Source organism: Porphyromonas somerae, from assembly GCF_022845615.1.
Lineage (GTDB): Bacteria > Bacteroidota > Bacteroidia > Bacteroidales > Porphyromonadaceae > Porphyromonas_A > Porphyromonas_A somerae.
On record NZ_AP025559.1, the window covers coordinates 612,775 to 630,000 of the forward strand.

General features: G+C 47.1%; 16 protein-coding genes. 8 read left to right on the forward strand and 8 right to left on the reverse strand.

What is annotated here, in order from left to right:
- Position 1: 1 nt before the first annotated feature.
- From ffh to MWL85_RS02660, 8 genes are all read left to right on the forward strand, one after another.
- On the forward strand, positions 2-1,348 hold the full coding sequence (ffh, locus tag MWL85_RS02625) for a signal recognition particle protein (protein ID WP_021903283.1): 1,347 nt from the start codon (positions 2-4) through the stop codon (positions 1,346-1,348).
- 68 nt (positions 1,349-1,416) lie between these two features.
- A complete protein-coding gene (gene folD, locus MWL85_RS02630; protein WP_244401308.1) occupies positions 1,417-2,328 on the forward strand; it encodes a bifunctional methylenetetrahydrofolate dehydrogenase/methenyltetrahydrofolate cyclohydrolase FolD in 912 nt (303 codons plus the stop codon).
- 132 nt (positions 2,329-2,460) lie between these two features.
- Entirely contained in the window at positions 2,461-4,551 is a 2,091-nt protein-coding gene (locus tag MWL85_RS02635) for an HD family phosphohydrolase (protein ID WP_244401309.1), read from the forward strand.
- Positions 4,548-5,111, forward strand: coding sequence for an RNA polymerase sigma factor (locus MWL85_RS02640; protein WP_244401310.1), 564 nt, complete (start codon positions 4,548-4,550; stop codon positions 5,109-5,111). Before MWL85_RS02635 ends, MWL85_RS02640 begins: the two co-directional genes overlap by 4 nt.
- A gap of 98 nt (positions 5,112-5,209) precedes the next feature.
- Positions 5,210-5,602, forward strand: coding sequence for a hypothetical protein (locus tag MWL85_RS02645; RefSeq protein WP_018027834.1), 393 nt, complete (start codon positions 5,210-5,212; stop codon positions 5,600-5,602).
- Positions 5,603-5,613: 11 nt separating this feature from the next.
- Positions 5,614-6,111 carry a hypothetical protein gene (locus MWL85_RS02650; RefSeq protein ID WP_244401311.1) on the forward strand — a complete coding sequence of 166 codons (498 nt, stop codon included), beginning with the start codon at positions 5,614-5,616 and terminating at the stop codon, positions 6,109-6,111.
- A 155-nt stretch (positions 6,112-6,266) separates the two neighbouring features.
- On the forward strand, positions 6,267-6,662 hold the full coding sequence (locus tag MWL85_RS02655; RefSeq protein ID WP_018027832.1) for a hypothetical protein: 396 nt from the start codon (positions 6,267-6,269) through the stop codon (positions 6,660-6,662).
- Positions 6,663-6,842: 180 nt separating this feature from the next.
- The gene (locus MWL85_RS02660; RefSeq protein ID WP_244401312.1) at positions 6,843-7,307 is read left to right on the forward strand and encodes a PaaI family thioesterase; all 465 of its coding nucleotides are present in this window, start codon (positions 6,843-6,845) and stop codon (positions 7,305-7,307) included.
- 1 nt (position 7,308) lies between these two features.
- Here the strand turns inward: MWL85_RS02660 and MWL85_RS02665 are convergent, their stop codons facing one another.
- The 8 genes from MWL85_RS02665 to cbiE are packed head-to-tail and all read right to left on the reverse strand — an operon-like array spanning position 7,309 to position 17,216.
- A complete protein-coding gene (locus tag MWL85_RS02665; RefSeq protein ID WP_244401313.1) occupies positions 7,309-8,607 on the reverse strand; it encodes a cobyrinic acid a,c-diamide synthase CobB in 1,299 nt (432 codons plus the stop codon).
- Positions 8,604-10,391: a cobalt-precorrin-5B (C(1))-methyltransferase CbiD gene (gene cbiD / locus MWL85_RS02670; RefSeq protein ID WP_244401314.1), complete on the reverse strand. Its 1,788-nt coding sequence runs from the start codon at positions 10,389-10,391 to the stop codon at positions 8,604-8,606. Before cbiD ends, MWL85_RS02665 begins: the two co-directional genes overlap by 4 nt.
- Positions 10,388-11,374, reverse strand: a complete 987-nt coding sequence (locus tag MWL85_RS02675) for an ABC transporter ATP-binding protein (RefSeq protein WP_244401844.1) — start codon at positions 11,372-11,374, stop codon at positions 10,388-10,390. Before MWL85_RS02675 ends, cbiD begins: the two co-directional genes overlap by 4 nt.
- Positions 11,374-12,414, reverse strand: a complete 1,041-nt coding sequence (locus tag MWL85_RS02680) for an iron chelate uptake ABC transporter family permease subunit (protein ID WP_244401315.1) — start codon at positions 12,412-12,414, stop codon at positions 11,374-11,376. Before MWL85_RS02680 ends, MWL85_RS02675 begins: the two co-directional genes overlap by 1 nt.
- An 11-nt stretch (positions 12,415-12,425) precedes the next feature.
- Positions 12,426-13,544 carry an ABC transporter substrate-binding protein gene (locus MWL85_RS02685; RefSeq protein WP_244401316.1) on the reverse strand — a complete coding sequence of 373 codons (1,119 nt, stop codon included), beginning with the start codon at positions 13,542-13,544 and terminating at the stop codon, positions 12,426-12,428.
- Entirely contained in the window at positions 13,541-14,227 is a 687-nt protein-coding gene (locus MWL85_RS02690; protein ID WP_244401317.1) for a precorrin-2 C(20)-methyltransferase, read from the reverse strand. Before MWL85_RS02690 ends, MWL85_RS02685 begins: the two co-directional genes overlap by 4 nt.
- Complete coding sequence (gene cobM / locus MWL85_RS02695; RefSeq protein WP_244401845.1) at positions 14,224-16,032, reverse strand: precorrin-4 C(11)-methyltransferase; 1,809 nt, start codon at positions 16,030-16,032, stop codon at positions 14,224-14,226. Before cobM ends, MWL85_RS02690 begins: the two co-directional genes overlap by 4 nt.
- Positions 16,032-17,216 (reverse strand): precorrin-6y C5,15-methyltransferase (decarboxylating) subunit CbiE, encoded by a 1,185-nt coding sequence (cbiE, locus tag MWL85_RS02700; protein WP_244401318.1) that lies wholly within the window; start codon positions 17,214-17,216, stop codon positions 16,032-16,034. The genes cobM and cbiE overlap by 1 nt, the downstream gene beginning before the upstream one ends.
- Between the last annotated feature and the right edge of the window lie 10 nt (positions 17,217-17,226).

Here is a 17,226-nt window from a genome sequence, read left to right on the forward strand (position 1 = left end):
GATGTTTAATAATCTTTCGGATAGATTGGATAGAGTGATGAAAAACCTCAAGGGTGAGGGCTCTATCACAGAACTAAATATTGCCGATACCATTAAGGAGGTACGGATTGCACTTCTTGAGGCGGACGTTAACTTTGATGTCGCACGTGACTTTACCAAGAGAGTAAGGGAGAAAGCCATCGGAGAGAAGGTGCTCACAGCTGTAAAGCCAGGTGAGCTGATGGTGAAGATTGTCCATGATGAGCTGACCGCCTTGATGGGTGGAGAGACTTCGGAGCTAGTACTTGATGGAAAGCCCAACATCATATTGATGAGCGGTCTGCAAGGATCTGGTAAAACTACTTTCTCGGGTAAGTTGGCGAAGTATCTGCATGATAAACGTGGTCAGAAACCTCTGTTAGTGGCTGGCGACGTATACAGACCTGCGGCTATTGAGCAGCTCCGGGTAGTGGGCGAGCAGATTAATGTGCCTGTCTATACTGAAGAGGGTAATAAGAATCCGGTAGAGATTGCTGAGCATGCCGTTGAGAAGGCCAAAAAGGAGGGCTTCACCACAGTGATTATCGATACAGCGGGTCGTTTGGCCGTTGACGAGGTGCTGATGGAGGAGATCTCCAATATCAAAAAGGCGGTGAATCCTACTGAGATTCTATTCGTGGTGGACTCTATGACGGGTCAGGATGCCGTGAATACCGCTAAGGAGTTTAACGACCGTCTTAATTTTGATGGAGTAGTACTTACCAAGCTAGATGGCGATACCCGTGGTGGTGCAGCTCTCTCTATCCGTTCGGTAGTGGAGAAGCCCATTAAGTTTATCGGTACGGGTGAGAAACTTGATGCTCTTGATGTATTCCACCCTAAGCGTATGGCGGATCGTATCCTAGGAATGGGCGACGTGGTATCGCTCGTAGAGAGGATGCAAGACCAGTACGATGAGGAGAAGGCTAAGGAACTTGAGCGAAAGATCAAGAAGAATCAATTTGACTTCAATGACTTCCTAGAGCAGATCAAACAGATTAAAAAGATGGGTAACCTTAAGGACCTATTAGGGATGATCCCTGGAGTAGGTAAGGCGATCCGTGACCTTGATGTGGATGATGATGCTTTTAAGGGAATTGAAGCTATTATCTACTCGATGACCCCCGAGGAGCGGGAGAATCCCAAAATCATTGATGGTAATAGACGTAAGCGTATTGCAGCTGGAAGTGGTGTGGAGGTGGCACAAGTGAATCAGCTACTGAAGCAATTTGAGCAGGCTCGCAAGGTGATGCAACTGATGGGCGGTGCAAAAGGTGGTCGGAGAGGTATGAATATGGGTGCCTTGAAGCGACAAATGGGAGGAAGGTAAGTGCCCTCAACCATTTGTAGACATCGTTTGTTGTATCAATAGAACGTGTTAATGTAAAATATCAAACTATGAATTATCAATTATTGGATGGCAAAAAGATTTCAGCTGACATGAAGGCTGAGATTGCTGCCGAGGTAAAAGAGATTGTTGCTGCTGGGCATAAGCCCCCAAAGATGGTGGCAATACTGGTGGGGCATGATGGTGGTAGCGAGACTTACGTTGCCTCTAAGATGAAAACGGGTCACGAACTAGGCTTTGAAGATGAGCTGATTAGGTTTGAAGACAGCGTGACAGAAAAAGAGCTACTTGATACTATAGATCGCTTGAATAATGATGATAGTGTGGACGGGTTTATCGTTCAACTCCCCCTTCCTAAGCATATAGATGAGCAAAAGATTATTGAGGCAATCAACCCTAATAAAGATGTCGATGGTTTCCATCCTATCAATGTGGGGAAAACGAGTATCGGGTTGCCATCTTTTGTTTCTGCCACACCAGCAGGTATCTTGGAGCTACTGAAGCGCTATAATATTGAGACAAAGGGCAAGCACTGTGTGGTGCTCGGTAGAAGTAATATCGTAGGCAAGCCAATGGCACAGCTGATGATGCTCAAGGCCTATCCAGGAGATTCGACAGTGACGGTCTGCCATAGTAGGACTAAGGATATCGCTGCGATTACTCGTGAGGCGGATATCATCATTGCTGCCCTTGGCACGCCAGAATTCCTTGCCGGTGATATGGTTAAGGAGGGTGTAGTAGTGGTAGACGTAGGGACTACTCGTGTGCCCGATGCTAGTCGCAAGAGTGGATTCAAGCTCACGGGCGATGTTAAGTTCGACGAAGTGGCTCCTAAGGCCTCTTACATTACTCCTGTACCTGGTGGCGTGGGGCCTATGACCATTATCTCTCTGATGCGAAATACGCTAATTAGTGCCCGCCGTCGTAGGGGGATGGAAGCTAAGTATTTGTATTTTTCTTAAGAAAGATGGATAAGACTCCCACAGGTGACCGATTAATGTTCACCTGTGGGAGTGTATCCAAAAAAATCTTCTTCTATTTTGATAAGTGGTATATCTAGTAGCTAGATAGACACGTTTAGATACCTATTCCTTATGGCTCTATATAAATCTAGTAAAATAAAAAGTGGTTTGATCTTTGTGGTGGCAGCCGTCTTGATGACGCTGCTCTATCCTACTAAGCTAAAGTTTAAGTACGACTATAGCATTGGTCAGCCTTGGAGGTATGAAGGGGTGCTCACGGCACCCTATAGCTTCCCTGTGTATAAGAGTGACGCACAGAAAGTATTGGAGCGAGATAGTATCGAACGCACTAAAATCAATTACTTCACACTGAGTAGCTCTGTAAAACTCTCGGCGAAAAATCAAATCACCAAGGACTTTACAGAAGGCCGGCTAGGTGGCGAAGTGACCAGTGACTATATACAGTATATCCATAAGATCCTAGATGAGATATACGATAGAGGGATTCTCTCTAATGATGCGTATGACCTGCTAGCCAGCCAAGAGGGCGGTTATATCTTCGTGGTGGATGAGATGAATGTGGCAATACGTAAAGATGCCAATGATATCTTTAATGCGAGGATGGCGTATGACTATGCGATGCAAAGCGCACCTCACAACCTCAGCCCACAGGTGTTGCAGCAGATTAATATAGAGAAGTACCTCAGCAGTAACCTAGTGCTAGACCAGAATAAGACCAATCAGATGCAAAATGCAAGGTTGGCAACGGTAACGGATATAGTAGGTGAGGTACAGAAAGGAGAGCGAATAGTTGGTACAGGCGATGTGGTAACCCCCGAAATTTATCAGGTTTTGGAGGGGTATCGCACAGCTTTTGAACACGCTTCTACCACCACCGCTGAGAGCATCGTCCTTTTGATTGGTCAATTCTTCTTGATCCTCTTCTTGTTTTTAGTTCTATTCTCTTACCTTGTCGCCTTTAGGGAGGAGTTATTAAAGCAGATAAAGAACACTGTTTTCTTAGTTCTCAATGTCTCCCTGCTGGTGGCTTTGGCTTATATCCTTGTCCCCATTGAGCCTGCAGTCACCTATATGATCCCATTTAGTATCGTGGCGATACAGGTACGTGTGTTTATTGATAGCCGTACCGCTTCTATCACCCACTTAGTTACGGTGCTACTAGCTGCCTTGGTGGTGCCATCTCCTCTACAGTTTGTGGTGATTCAGCTGATTGCGGGACAAATTGTATTGGTTACTCTGAGAAACCTTTCGCAGCGCAGCGACTTGATTCGTACCAGTTTTGCCACCTTGTTTGGTATGGTTGTCTCCTACTACGCCATGCTGATTGCCCGTCAGGGAGTGCCAGAGAGTATGGATTGGAATATTCTATTCTATCTCGTGATCAACTTCATTTTCCTGATGTTTGCTTACTTGATGGTCTATGTTATTGAGCGAGTATTCGGGTATATATCTAGTATTAGCTTAGTAGAGCTGTCCGATATCAATAAACCATTATTGAGGCAATTAAGCGAGGTAGCACCAGGTACCTTCCAGCATTCACTCAATGTCTCCACTTTGGCATCTGAGGCTATTGGAGAAATCGGTGGTGATGTGCGGCTTGTGAGGAGTGGGGCACTCTATCATGATATAGGGAAGATGAAAAACCCTACCTACTTTACCGAAAACCAGGGCGCTAATAACCCTCACGACCGGCTCTCTTACTATCAGAGTGCGCGCATTATTATCAAGCATGTGACCGATGGCATCGAAATGGCAGAGAAAGCCAAGCTTCCAAAGCCCATCATCGACTTTATCCGCACCCACCATGGTCTGAGGATGACTAAGTACTTCTACATCAAGTATAAAAATGAAAACCCCGATGCGGTGATTGATGAGAGTATCTTCCACTATCCAGGACCCAACCCATGGACGAAAGAGCAGGGTGTGATGATGCTTGCCGATGCTGTGGAAGCCTCTTCCCGAAGTCTCAAGGAAATTACCGAGCAGGTACTGATAGATCATGTCAATAAGATCGTTGATGGTATCATGACCGATGGTTATCTCAAAAATACACCGCTCACTTTCCGCGATATAGAGACCACAAAGTTCGTATTTATAGATAAGCTGCGCAATATGTATCACTCTCGCATAGACTATCCCGAATTGCGTAGAAGTCCAAATACATCAGAAGATAAAAAGCAAGCTGAGGAAGCCGATAAATGAATATCCCCCACGATATATCCGATGAGGAACTATTGAAGCTACTCACCCATCCCGATACCCTAGAGGTGGCCTTTAGCTTTTTGGTAGATCGCTACTCCCAGCAGTTGTATGCGGTGATCCGTCGTATTGTCTACCGACATGAGGAGGCCGATGATGTGCTACAGAATACCTTTGTAAAGGTCTGGCGACATATCGGTACGTTTAAGGGGCAATCAAAGTTGAGCACTTGGCTTTATAGTATTGCTACCAATGAGGCACTTTCACATATCCGTAAGGAGAAGAAGATGCGACGGCTACCATTAACCACTGAGGAATATGACCTCACTCAGATGCTTATGAGCGACCCCTACTTTGATGGCGACCTTGCAGAAGCTCAGTTTATGGCAGCGATAGACCAACTACCAGAAAAACAAAAGCTGACCTTTGAGCTTCGCTATTTTCAAGACCTCCCTTACAAGGAGATTTCTGAAATTACCAACACCAGTGAGGGTGCACTCAAAGCCAATTATCACCACGCTGTGAAGAAGATCAAAAAGGCTATGGGGATTGATGAGGAGTGACCCCCCCTAAAAAAGATTAAGTAGGTGATTAAACCAATCAGCGATTGGTGCATCAAACCCACAGATAGAGCAATTAATAGTTAGATAGTTGATGTGTGATGACCCCCAATTTTGAACGTAAAAATATTGAAAATGATCCTTTGCACCCATTCGTAACTCCCGAAAATTATTTTGCCACCTTCAAGGAGCGCTTGAAGCAACGAATTGAAGAGGAGGAGAAGGTACAGAGTGAGGTAAAGTCTCAAACACGTAAGTTATGGAAACCTTATGTCTATTGGTCTATAGGAGCTGCGGCCGTGCTGTTGCTTGCCGTCTCTTTGTGGACTCTATCTCCACTCCAGCAATCCACCCTCCCAGATCCAGTAGAGCTCAATGCTTATGATATGAGTGATGAGGAGTTTCAGCAGTTTTTACTAGATGATACCAACGAAGACTACTGGGGGTTCATTTATATGGAGGAGGATGATCAAAGCGTGATAAGTTCAAGGTAATGTTAGATATTATGAAGGAAAATGGATTGAGGGCATTTGTGCTATTGGTGTTATTGAGTTTTACTACTCCCTCTCTACTCTTTGCAAATAACCATAGAGAAGTGCTCCTTAGTTCCAGCGTGGAGCAAGAGATCAGCGACCAAAGTGCGGTGCACGAGCAGTTCAAAAAGGAGCGGATCGAAGCCATTGCCAAGGCAGCAGGGCTCTCGGCAGAGGAGAAGCAGTTGGTTTCAAAAGAGCTAGAAAAGTACGATGAGGCTCGCGTCTCCTCTTGGGCAGGAATACGCAAAGTGTATGATGAGATATCTAAGTTGGGAGGTAAAATTACTTCCGAACAGTATCTCGACTACTATAAAAAGATACAGGCACTCACTGAAAAGCGTCATCAGGCCTCTCAGTCTTTTATGAGTGCACTGATCAATCAGCTAACTCCTGAAAAGGCTTTTAAGGTGTATGAGGAGTACCGTAATTTCAACGCCAATACTGGTCGTAAATTACGCCACAGGTAGGTGATTGTGGGCAAGAACTGCTTGAAAAGATATGAAATGTATGTGGGGTAATGTGATATTATTCCAATAAAATAGTGTAATTAGGCTTCGCCTTAGGGTGAAAATGATTACCTTGCAAATGATGTTAGTATTAACAATTTAAAGTTGAGAACGTGATGAAAAAGTTGAATATGATTTTTGCAGCAATGGCTGCTATGGTGTTGATGGCTATTGCCTTTACTTCATGTAACCAAGATCCTGCTGATGCGGATCTGTTTGTTGGCAGGTACGAAGGTACTGCGAGCTATGCTTCTACCAAGGATGGTCTTAACCTCGCTGTTGGTGAAAAGGTGACTATTACTGTGGTTAAGGTGGGGGATACTTATACCTTCCGCTTCAGCTCAAAGAATATCCCTACACTCTCTGGCGTAAAGATGGAAAAGGGTGAAAATACGCTTGTGACACTTAGTTCCGATGAGGCTGGAGTAATCAGAATCGATGCAGAGAAGCTCACCATCGCTGCTTATACAACTAAGGAGGGATCCTGGACAGCTAACGCTACTCGAAAGTAAGGCTATCAGACCTTAAATAATAAAGGCTCGTCTCACAATTGTGGAACGAGCCTTTTATGTTGATCCCATGCTCCAAAGTGGAAACTCTTCCACGCTGTCCCTAAAAGATTCTGTCTCGAATAGGTTGGGGAGTCAACTTTAGTTTTGGTAAATTGCAGGCATATCAATACTAGATTAAATATGAAGGCATTTCAAGATTATTATACAGAGGAGTTTAGCCATTGCTATGGTTGTGGAAAGCTTAATGAGCATGGTCTTCACTTGAAGAGTTACTGGCTGGATAACGACCCTGCTAGTGACACTGCTGTAGCCCATTATACGCCACCAGAGTATGCTACTGGTGGCTATCCGCAGAATGTTTATGGTGGATTGATTGCCGCCCTTCTAGATTGCCATGGTAATGGAACTGCTGCTGCCGCTGGTTACCGACACTTTAGCAGAGATATGGCGTCACTTCCTAGTTTGCGGTACGTGACTGCCCACTTGGGGCTTGACTACCTTGCCCCTACACCTATGGGATGTTCTCTTGAGCTTCGTGCTACTATTCAAGAGGTCACCGATCGAAAGGTGGTGATGCATCTTGAGCTCTGGGCAGAGCAACAACTCAGAGTGAGGGGCAGAATGGTCTCCGTTCTGCTCCGCTGATCTATGGCTCTAGGAGACGGGAGAGAAATGCGGCGGTGAAGGTGAGATGAGTATAGGTGGCGATCACTTTTCCGTGCTGGAAAAGTAGCGTATCTACTGGCTCGCCTGTGGCATTCAATTGGGTGGCGACTCCTTCGTCTGTGGCTGTGAGGTGTGAGTAGTGAAACTCGTGTCCTCTGAGCGGTATGCCAAAGAGTTCCAACTGTCGGTAGCCAATGGTGAGCCGGGCTCCTTCCATCGTAGCACTATGATTAAAGAGACCCACCATTGGGTACTCCTTTCCCTCTGCGGTGATGATACTCCTACAGAGATAAATCATCCCCCCACACTCAGCGATGAGAGGGGCTTGGCGTTCGGCATAGGTCTTGATTTGCTGAATCATCGCACTATTCTGGGAGAGCTGCTCTGCATATAGCTCGGGATACCCTCCTGGCAGGTAGAGTAGGTCGCACTCGGGGAGCTGGCTATCGTGGATAGGACTAAAATAAGTGATCGTGCCAAACTGCTCCAGCAACCGAATATTTTCGGTATAGATGAAGTTGAAAGCTTCGTCGCGAGCCACCGCTATTTTCTTGGTGCCTTTAGGTGCATTACTTCCTATAGGTGATATTGTTGAGATAGGCTGATATTGAGAATCAGCAAGCAATTGAGTGAGGTTGATATGTGCTTCTACAAGGTTGGCGGCTTGATTGGCGTGTGCCTCTAGTGCTTCTTGATCATCGGTAATCAATCCTAAGTGACGGCTCGGGAGAGTGAGTGTTTTATCTGTAGGAATAGAGCCGAGCACCTTTACCCCTACATCATTAGCAGCGTCACGCAGATAAGCTAGGTGCTTTGGGGAATTGACCTTATTGAAAATTACGCCTAGTATATTGAGCTCTGGCCGAAAGTGCTTGATGCCGTAGAGTAGGGGAGCGACACTATAGGCCATTGACTTGGGTGTGAGGACGAGGACGATAGGCAGATCAAGTACCTCTGCAAGGTGTGCGGTGGAGCCTCTGTCCCGATCATAGCCATCAAAAAGACCCATTACCCCCTCCACAACAGCCACGTCGCTAGGGGCTTGATAGCTTCTGAATAGAGTTCGGACACTCTCTTCGCTCTGCATAAAGAGGTCGAGATTCACGGAATCAACACCCGATGCATTTTTATGTAGCTTGGGATCGATATAGTCGGGTCCACACTTGAAGGGCTGGACACGGTATCCTTGGCGACTAAGTGCCCTAAGAAGTCCTATAGTGATGGTGCTCTTACCACTATCTGAAGTGGGGGCAGCGATAATAAAGGAAGATGGTTTCATGGTTTTTGTGAAATAAAATGGCCAGTGTCGTCAATCAGAAGTATCTCTAAGGAGGCGTATGGCACAATGGGCTGGCACACCTCATAACAATGCTGGATGATGAGCTGGTAGAATTTGGATGCTTTGTTGGGTATTAATTGCCATATTTCTCGTGCCAAGGTGATCCCGCTGATATCAACTTCCTCTCTAGATTCTGTTAGTACCTGCTTGAGAAACTCCTTATCCATCGTTACTTTATGACTGTGGGTATCTAGTTCGCCTGCAGCTAGCTTGACCGCTTTACCCAGCATGATGCCGAGAGTAACGGTAGGGAAGGTGAGCTGATGAGCGAAAGTAAGGGTCTCTCCAATGAAATTGCCATACTGTATAAAGGCGTTGGGGGGAAGGTGGGGAAATCTGGCTTTGAGGTACTTTTCGGACCTGCCACCAGAGTTGAGCACTAAGTGCTCAACGCCTACAGCTTTGGAGACCTCCATCTCTCGCCGTATGGAGGCGATCCAAGTGTCGTTGGAGTAGGGGCGGACCACTCCTGTAGTGCCGATGATGGAGATGCCATCTACAATCCCAAGGCGTGGGTTGAAGGTGTTCTTCGCAATCGACTCGCCTTCGGGAACGAAGATAGTAATCTCTACTCCTATTTGGGTGAGGTCGAGCAACTCCTCGCAAAGGGAGGTGATCATTCTCCGTGGCGTCTTATTAATAGCGGGGCCACCGATTTCTAGACCTAGCCCAGGAAGGGTCACTCTGCCTACGCCGATACCTTGCTTAAACTCCACCCCCCTTTTCCCTTTGTGGAGAGATACGGTGGCACAGATTTCAGCACCATTGGTGACGTCGGGGTCATCGCCTGAGTACTTTATCCCTACTGCGGTGGCTTCATTACCTTCAACGGTGACAGATTGAATGGGGAAAGGAATGATTTCTCCATCAGGAAGAGTGACCTCTACCGTGGAAAGCTCGATATCATCTATGAGTGCTATAAGGGCTGCTTTCGTGGCAGCGGTGGCGGTGGTGCCTGTGGTGAAGCCAATCTTTTGGGGAAAGAACTCTGGGAGCAACTGCTCTATCCCTCGCCTGAGCCCTATCTTTCCGGTGACGGTGAGATTGGGGGGATAACCAAGGGAAGGGCGAGTAATAGCGATGACAGATATTCCTAAGGAGAGGGCAGCAGAGACCTTTTCAGTAAAGCCACTGGTGGTACCGCTCTCCTTTACAATGATCAAGTCGGGCTGTAACTTGCGGAATAGCTCCTCATCGCTCAGCTCTTTATCGTAGTAAATGATCTGGGAACGAGGAATACCCGTCCGCTCAATGGTTTTCTCCGTTTCGGCAATCGGCATCACCCTGAAATAGGTCTCGTGCTCTTGCCAGTAGCTCTGTAGCTTGGCGATGCTATTCACACCAGTAAGGGCGAGTACTTTGGTAGGCTTTGCTTGGTGAAGTAGGGCGATGGCTTCCTCAAAAGAGGAGACCTGCTGTACTTCCTCTGGAATGGCTGGGAACTCCCTTTCATACCTAATCACAGGCAGGTGGAGGGCACCCACATTACTATGTAGATTGGTGGCAAAAGGGTGGGCAGCATCGATGATGAGCCCTACGTTATTCTCTTGGCAAAAGGCTTGAAGCTCCGCTTTGTCTTTGCCCCCAGTAATATGGGTCCCATTGTGTAGCGTGATCTCTTGGGAACTGCCAAAAGTAGAGTAGTAAAATGGTACTCCTGCCTCTTCGCACACCTCTACACACCTGCGACCTTCGGTGGTTCCGCCTAAGATTAATAGATTCATAGTAATTTTTGGAGGAGCTCTTCGATGGAATCAATAACTATCGGAGGGGTGTTGGGGCGGTGCAGTACTATCTTACTTCCGCTGGTATCAATATAGGTCTCTGTCTCTGCCTCGCGATCTGCTAAGATGCGGTTGCGGAGTAGTGCTTTGCGAACCATGGAGAAGAGGTGCCCATGACCGATCACTTTGATGCGTCGGTCGTAATCATTTTCGATGCGAAAGAGGCCGGTGGTTTGGTCAAAGATGATCTCTTTTTGTTCGAAGAAACGACTGAGCACTCCGGAGAGTGCTAGATCCTCAGGGGTGCCGATATGGAGGTGACGCTCGTCGTCCATCAGCCATATTTTATCTGCAATTTGGAGGGCGAGCTCCAGGTCGTGAGTGGAGAGGAATATGGTTTTATTCAACTCTCGAGAAAGGCGATGTAGCAGTTGCATCATATCTACTTTGGAAGGGAAGTCAAGGAAGGCGGTAGGTTCGTCTAAGATGATGATGGGGGTCTCTTGAGCCAATGCTTTGGCGATCATGGTCTTTTGGCGCTCTCCATCGCTCAGGCTGTGTACCATGCGATCTCGCAGTTTTTCGATACGAACCTGCTGAATGGACAGATCTACAGCTTGGCGGTCTTGAGAGGCAAGGCGACCCCAGAAGCCGGTATAAGGGCTTCTCCCTAGGGATACGAGCTCATGGACGGTCATGTTATTGGCATCTACCTTTTCAGTGAGTACTACGCCGACTACTTTGGATAGTTCGCTCTCTTTGTACTGGTTGATATCTTTATCTTGCACCAATACCTCTCCTGCTAGCTTGGGCTGAAAGCGGGCAATGGTGCGGAGTAGGGTGGATTTTCCCACTCCATTGGAGCCGAGGAGGCAGGTTAGTTCGCCTGCATTCACTGAGGCGGTGAGGTGCTTGGCAACAACCTTCTCCCCATTCTTCTGCTTGTATCCAATGGACAAGTCCCTAAGTGCAATAGTCTTCATCATATTATCTCAGTTCTTCTGCGATCAAATAAGACGGATATCACTATTGGGGCACCGATTAGGGCGGTGACGGAGTTGATGGGGAGTGCCCCTTCGAAGCCTGGCATGCGAGCGATGAGGTTGCAAAGTAGCGAAAGCGAAGCCCCTACTACTGTCACCGCTGGCACCAATATGATATGGTTGGAGGTGGAGAAGAGGGTGCGACAAAGGTGTGGTACTGCCATGCCTAGGAAGACGATCGGACCGCAGTAAGCGGTGACAATGGCGGTAAGGACGCAGGAACAGAAGATGATGACATTGCGTGCCTTGGTGTAATTGAGACCTAAGTTGCGGGCATAGTTTTCGCCAAGGAGGAGTAGGTTGAGTGGCTTGATGAGAAGAAATGAGAGGGGAATTAGGATCAGCATGATGATGACGAAGGTGTAGACTTGATCTCCACTCACCTTGGAGAAGCTCCCAAGCCCCCAGATGACGTAGCTGCGAACATCCTCATCATTGCTGAAGAACTTGAGTACCCCGATGATGGCATTGGCAATATAGCCGATCATGACACCCATAATCAGTAGTATGGCATTGCCTCGCACCTTTTTTGAGATGAGAATGATCAGCACCATCACTGCCATTGCCCCTATGATCGCAGCAATGGATACGGCCATTTCTCCTATAAAACCCATGCGGGTGAGGGCTTTTTGGCTGATACTTCCCGAGAGGAGGATCAAGGTGGCTACGCCTAAGCTCGCACCAGAACTAATACCCAACTCAGAAGGGCCAGCAAGGGGATTGCGGAATACGGTTTGCATCTGCAGTCCACTAATAGAGAGCGCAGCACCAGCAATGAAGGCGGTGATGGTTTGTGGAAAGCGACTTTTCCATATAATATTATTCCATATCTCGCCTCCGCTGGTTTCCTTCCCAATCAGTATGCGGAAGACATCTAGCGTGGGTATTGGAATGGTACCGAGGGCTAGATTGAGTAGGAAAAAGAGGAGTATGGAGAAGATACCCAGTACAAAAAGAATAATATTGCGTTTGGTAGCCATACGAATAGGTATTACTTCAATACTTCATAAAAAACAGGCTGGTGATCTGGAAGTAATTGTGGGTGAAAGGCCTTGATAAGGTCGGCCAATACCACATCTGGCTCTACGGGCGATAGCTCGTAGAAGGGACGCTCGGAGAGATTGCAGTAGACCACTTTCTTATCCTTAAATGCCTTGAAGTCGCGGTAGCGGCTATCAGTTTTATCTAGTACCTCGTAGCTATATTTGTCTGGATAGCTATTGAGAATTCTCCAAAAGTCGGCATTGGCACCTTGTGCGTAAACGGTTTCGAAGTCCACGTAGAAGCCACCCGACTCTTCGTTGTCCATCATAAAGTATTCAGCCCCGGCATCGGTGAATTGGTGGGCAAGATAACTTTCGCCACCCACTACATACCAGTTGCCACCGTGGAGTTCTCCACTCAGTACCTTTGGTCGTTCAATATCCTCTGGAATTAAAGCTTTTAGGGCGTTGTATCGCTCCTCTATGCCATTGAATATCGTCTCCGCACGCTCTTCATCGTCAAGGAGTAGGGCAATAAACTTGATCCATTCGGCCTGCCCAAGAGGGGTCAGCTCCTTATATCCAAGAAAAGTAACTAATGGAGTGCCGAGGGTTTGGAGCACATCATAGCCACCTCGCTTAAAGGGGGAAACTAGGATGATATCAGGCTGGATCGCCATAATTAGTTCGGTATCAAAGTTCCCCTCAATGCCAATGCGTTTGCTACGACCATCTGCCAATTGAGCTTTCATCTGTTCGTTGAAAAGAAAGCGGGTGCTCGGCATTCCCACCACTTTGTCAATTGCATCAAGCTTGATAAAGTTGGAGAGTTGGAGCGTCGTCATAACAATTGCACGCCTCACTGGCGTCTCAATCACTACATAATCATTGGGGATTCCTTTGGGTTGCGTGCCTCTTGGAACTAAGGCATACTTCCAAATCTGTTCGTTTTCATTGGCAGGATCGGTCATATCTACCAAGGTGTAGCCCTCCCCTTTTTGGATGTTCAATCCTTTGGCATATTTGATATAATCTACTGATTCGAGCTGTTCGCTCTGGTTGCTTTGATCCTCTTTACAAGACCAAAGAGCTATCATAGTGAGAAATAAGATGAGAATACGCTTCATACGCTTTGAGGTTTTATGACAATGATAGAAAAATAGGGGCAAGTGCGAGAGAGAAAGCTTTCCAGATCCGAGGTGAGGAATTGCTTCTCATCTCCAAGCCACTCCATATAGGTAAATGGGTAGTTACCTTGGCGGAGCAACTCTTTGATGCTCTCCTGGTAAAGGGATAACTTCATGATGGCAACAACCGAACCATTGGCAAGAGGAGTGAGCACATCGGAGGGAGTGTTGATTTGGGAGAGGAGCGTGAGGTTTTGCCCTTGCTCTACAAGAGGTACCATAGCTTGTGCCATACCAGCGATGAATGATGGGACGCCTGGTAGCACCTCCACTTTTGCACCACGTTTGGTGAGCTCTGCAACGATCTTGAAGGCAGATGAGTAAATGCCGGCATCGCCAATGGTGACCAAGGACACCTGCTGCTTCTCCATATAAAGATCATAAAGCCTTTGAGTGACTTTGTCGTACACCCCTGCAGCCAAACTTGGATCCTTTTTCATCGGGATATCAAACTGCTCTACTTTTAGGAGAAGGTCCTCAAGCGGCTTCAGTCGCTCTAGCACTCTCACGGCTTCCCCACTCGGAGCAAAGATAATATCACTTTCTTTTAACGCAGTAAAAGCTCTTAGTGTGATATTATCAGGGGCTCCACTCCCTAGAGATATGATATTAATCGAACTCATTTTCGGAATAGATGTTTGAATGAATCATTGTAGAGTTTGGATAGTCCCTCGCGATTATCAATCGCCTCACCTACGACTATTAGCGTGGTGAGTGTCAACTTATTATCCCGAATGATTTGTGCCAGGTGTTGTAGCTCTCCTCTAATGATCTTTTGCTCTTTCCACGTGAGTTTGTGGCAAATTGCTACGGGCGTCTCAGGTGGGTAGTGTACCAGCAATTCGCTCTGCACCTTTTCTGCCAAAGTGGCACTGAGGTAGATGCACATAGTGCTTTGAGAGGCAGCCAACTTGTGGAGTTGCTCCTTCTCTGGCATAGGAGTTCGCCCTTCTCCACGGGTGAGGATGATGCTTTGCACCTTCTCCGGAATGGTGAATTGAGACCTCAATTCCGCTGCTGCTGCAAGAAAAGATGAAATGCCAGGGGTGATGTGATAGCTCATGCCTGCTTCGTCGAAGAGTGCCATCTGCTCCTGAATGGCACCGTAGATGCAAGGGTCACCTGTATGCAGACGTACAATCAGGCAGTGGCGGTCATAAAACTCCTTCATAAGAGTAAATTGCTCCTCCAAATTCATGTCGGCAGAGCTCCGAACTGTAGCACCTGGTTTGGCGTAATAGGTGAGTTCAATCGGCACCAGGCTACCTGCATAGAGGATTAAATCGGCTTGCTGTAGGAAGTGCTTTCCTCGCACTGAAATAAGCTCTGGATCACCAGGACCAGCCCCCACAATCTCTATGTGTCCATGGGGTAGGGCATTGGCATCAATCGCTAGGGCAAAGGTGAAGTCATTGCCCTCAGATAGTTTCCCTTTTTGTTTCTCAATAACCAGCACTCCGCCATTTGAAGCAAGAAGAGCTGATGCTTCAGAAACACTGGGCGAGGAGGTCACCTCATTTACTTTATTAGAAGGATTGGGCACCTCTATCTCCTCAAGTTGATCGGCCGAGTAGTATTGTGGCACTACCCCCAGTTTCTCCCCAAGTCCCTCAATAATTGGTTCGCCTCTTTTTAGCTCAATGCTATTGATACTCGCTATGGAGAGCTCCGAGAAACCTGCTGTATGAAGTTGCTGGAGAATGTACTCACTGACCCCCTGAGGATTGGCTTTGTGACGACACCCGATGCCTAAGTGTAGCACTTGAGGGCGGTAAAGAATTTGTGGAATACTAAGGTCAGAAAGCTCTCTTGGAGTCACCGCAATAAGCAGTTGATACTTGGAGATATCCAAGTCTTCCAGATGATAATAGACATCTACAAAGCTGGGCTTCGTACGCTCTAGGTAGTCGCATCGCATATCTAGCAAAAGAGCGGTTGGAACACCATCTACAAACTTGGTAATCGCCTCATTGAGAGTCGCCCCTACCGTTTCCAATTTCCAGCCAAACTGTCTAGGCAGAGTATCCAGCGCCCAAAGCCCCTGTCGGTCACTTTGCGTAGTGATGATGGGTTCTGCTCCCAGTACTGAAGCAATTCGGCTAGCCCATTCATTGGCTCCACCAATGTGCCCCGATGCCACGGATATGACATATTTACCAGTGGTATCAATACATATAATCGCTGGATCGGTATGTTTATCCTTGAGATAAGGGACAATGCTCCGCACGCAAATTCCCATTGCAGAAAAGAAAACGACTAGGTCGTGCTTCTCCATTATTTGCCCCGTCTCTTCCTGAAGGTCCTCAATCTTTTCAAAACCCTCTAGTTCTCTGGTGCTATATAGCTTTCCTCCCAATTCGGAATGAAGTTGGAGTGCTTTCTCCTTCGCTACCTCGGAGAGGATTATAATGCCTATATTTTGATTCATCATTTTATTGCTTTCATCACCCTTATTGGGTTGTTATTATCTATAGAGATTTCCACCTCTTTTATGATGGTGCCAGATACCTTCTCAATGGCCACTCTGAATAGATCTTGACTCTCTTGCGAAACTGAGTTAAAGACCAAGAGTCCCTTTTCTGGCAATAACGACCAAACTTTACGCACGATCTCCACCAGTTTTCCGCCATGACCTCCAATAAAAGCACAATCTGGCTTTGGTAAATCACCCATCTCAACCTCGCAAAAGTCGCCACCTCTAAAGTCGATGCCTGGAGTGCCAAACTTCTTGCTATTGGAGGAAAGTAGCTCCTCCCCTTCAGGTCGGATCTCAAAAGCCACCATTCTAAGGTGTGGAAATTGCAGCTTCGCTTCAATGGAGACCGAACCGGTACAACTCCCGATATCCCAAAAGACGTGGCGATTATGCAGCTCAAGCATAGAAAGAGAGAGTAATCTAATGGGGCTTTTGGTCAACATCTTAGCCCGACCATTGAGGAGATGAAATGCCTCATCTGGTATCCCAAAGTACTTATGCTTCGGCCTTGTCTCCACCAATATCATATTATAGGGATAGCTAAAATCCCTCTCCGCTACCTCTGAGAGCGACAGTTCACTCACCCGTTCCTCCTCCTGATTACCTAGCAGTTCGCCTACGTAAGCCTTGTAATTGTCATACCCATAGTCGAGCATCCGCTGAGCCACCGTAGCAGGAGTATGCTCTTTGCGATCCAATAGTAATCCGATCATCGGTTCCCTTTGGATAAGAGCTCTATCAAACTCATGCCAAGGGCGCCCCGTAAGGGTTACTTCGTGCATACTCTGATAAGGCAAAAGGGCACGGTGCGCCAGCATTTGCAGCGAGTGAAAACTAGGGTACACCTTCACCGTCGCCTCAGGAATATGCCTCATAATGGTCTCTCCAATCCCATTGAAAAGGGGGTCGCATGAGGCAATGACCACCAGATCATCAAGTTGGCGATACTGCTCCATCAACGCTCCCATCGGAGGCACCACCTCTATCCACTCGTGCTTGCTCGGTAGGTAAGGCTTGATAATTTCGTAGTGTCGCTTTCCGCCTGAGAAGTGGTACCCCTCCTGAAGTACCTTGAGCACTTCAGGGCGGAAAAACTGCTCTCGATTGTCGTCTATGCCTATTATCGTAATCTTCATAGGAGAAAGA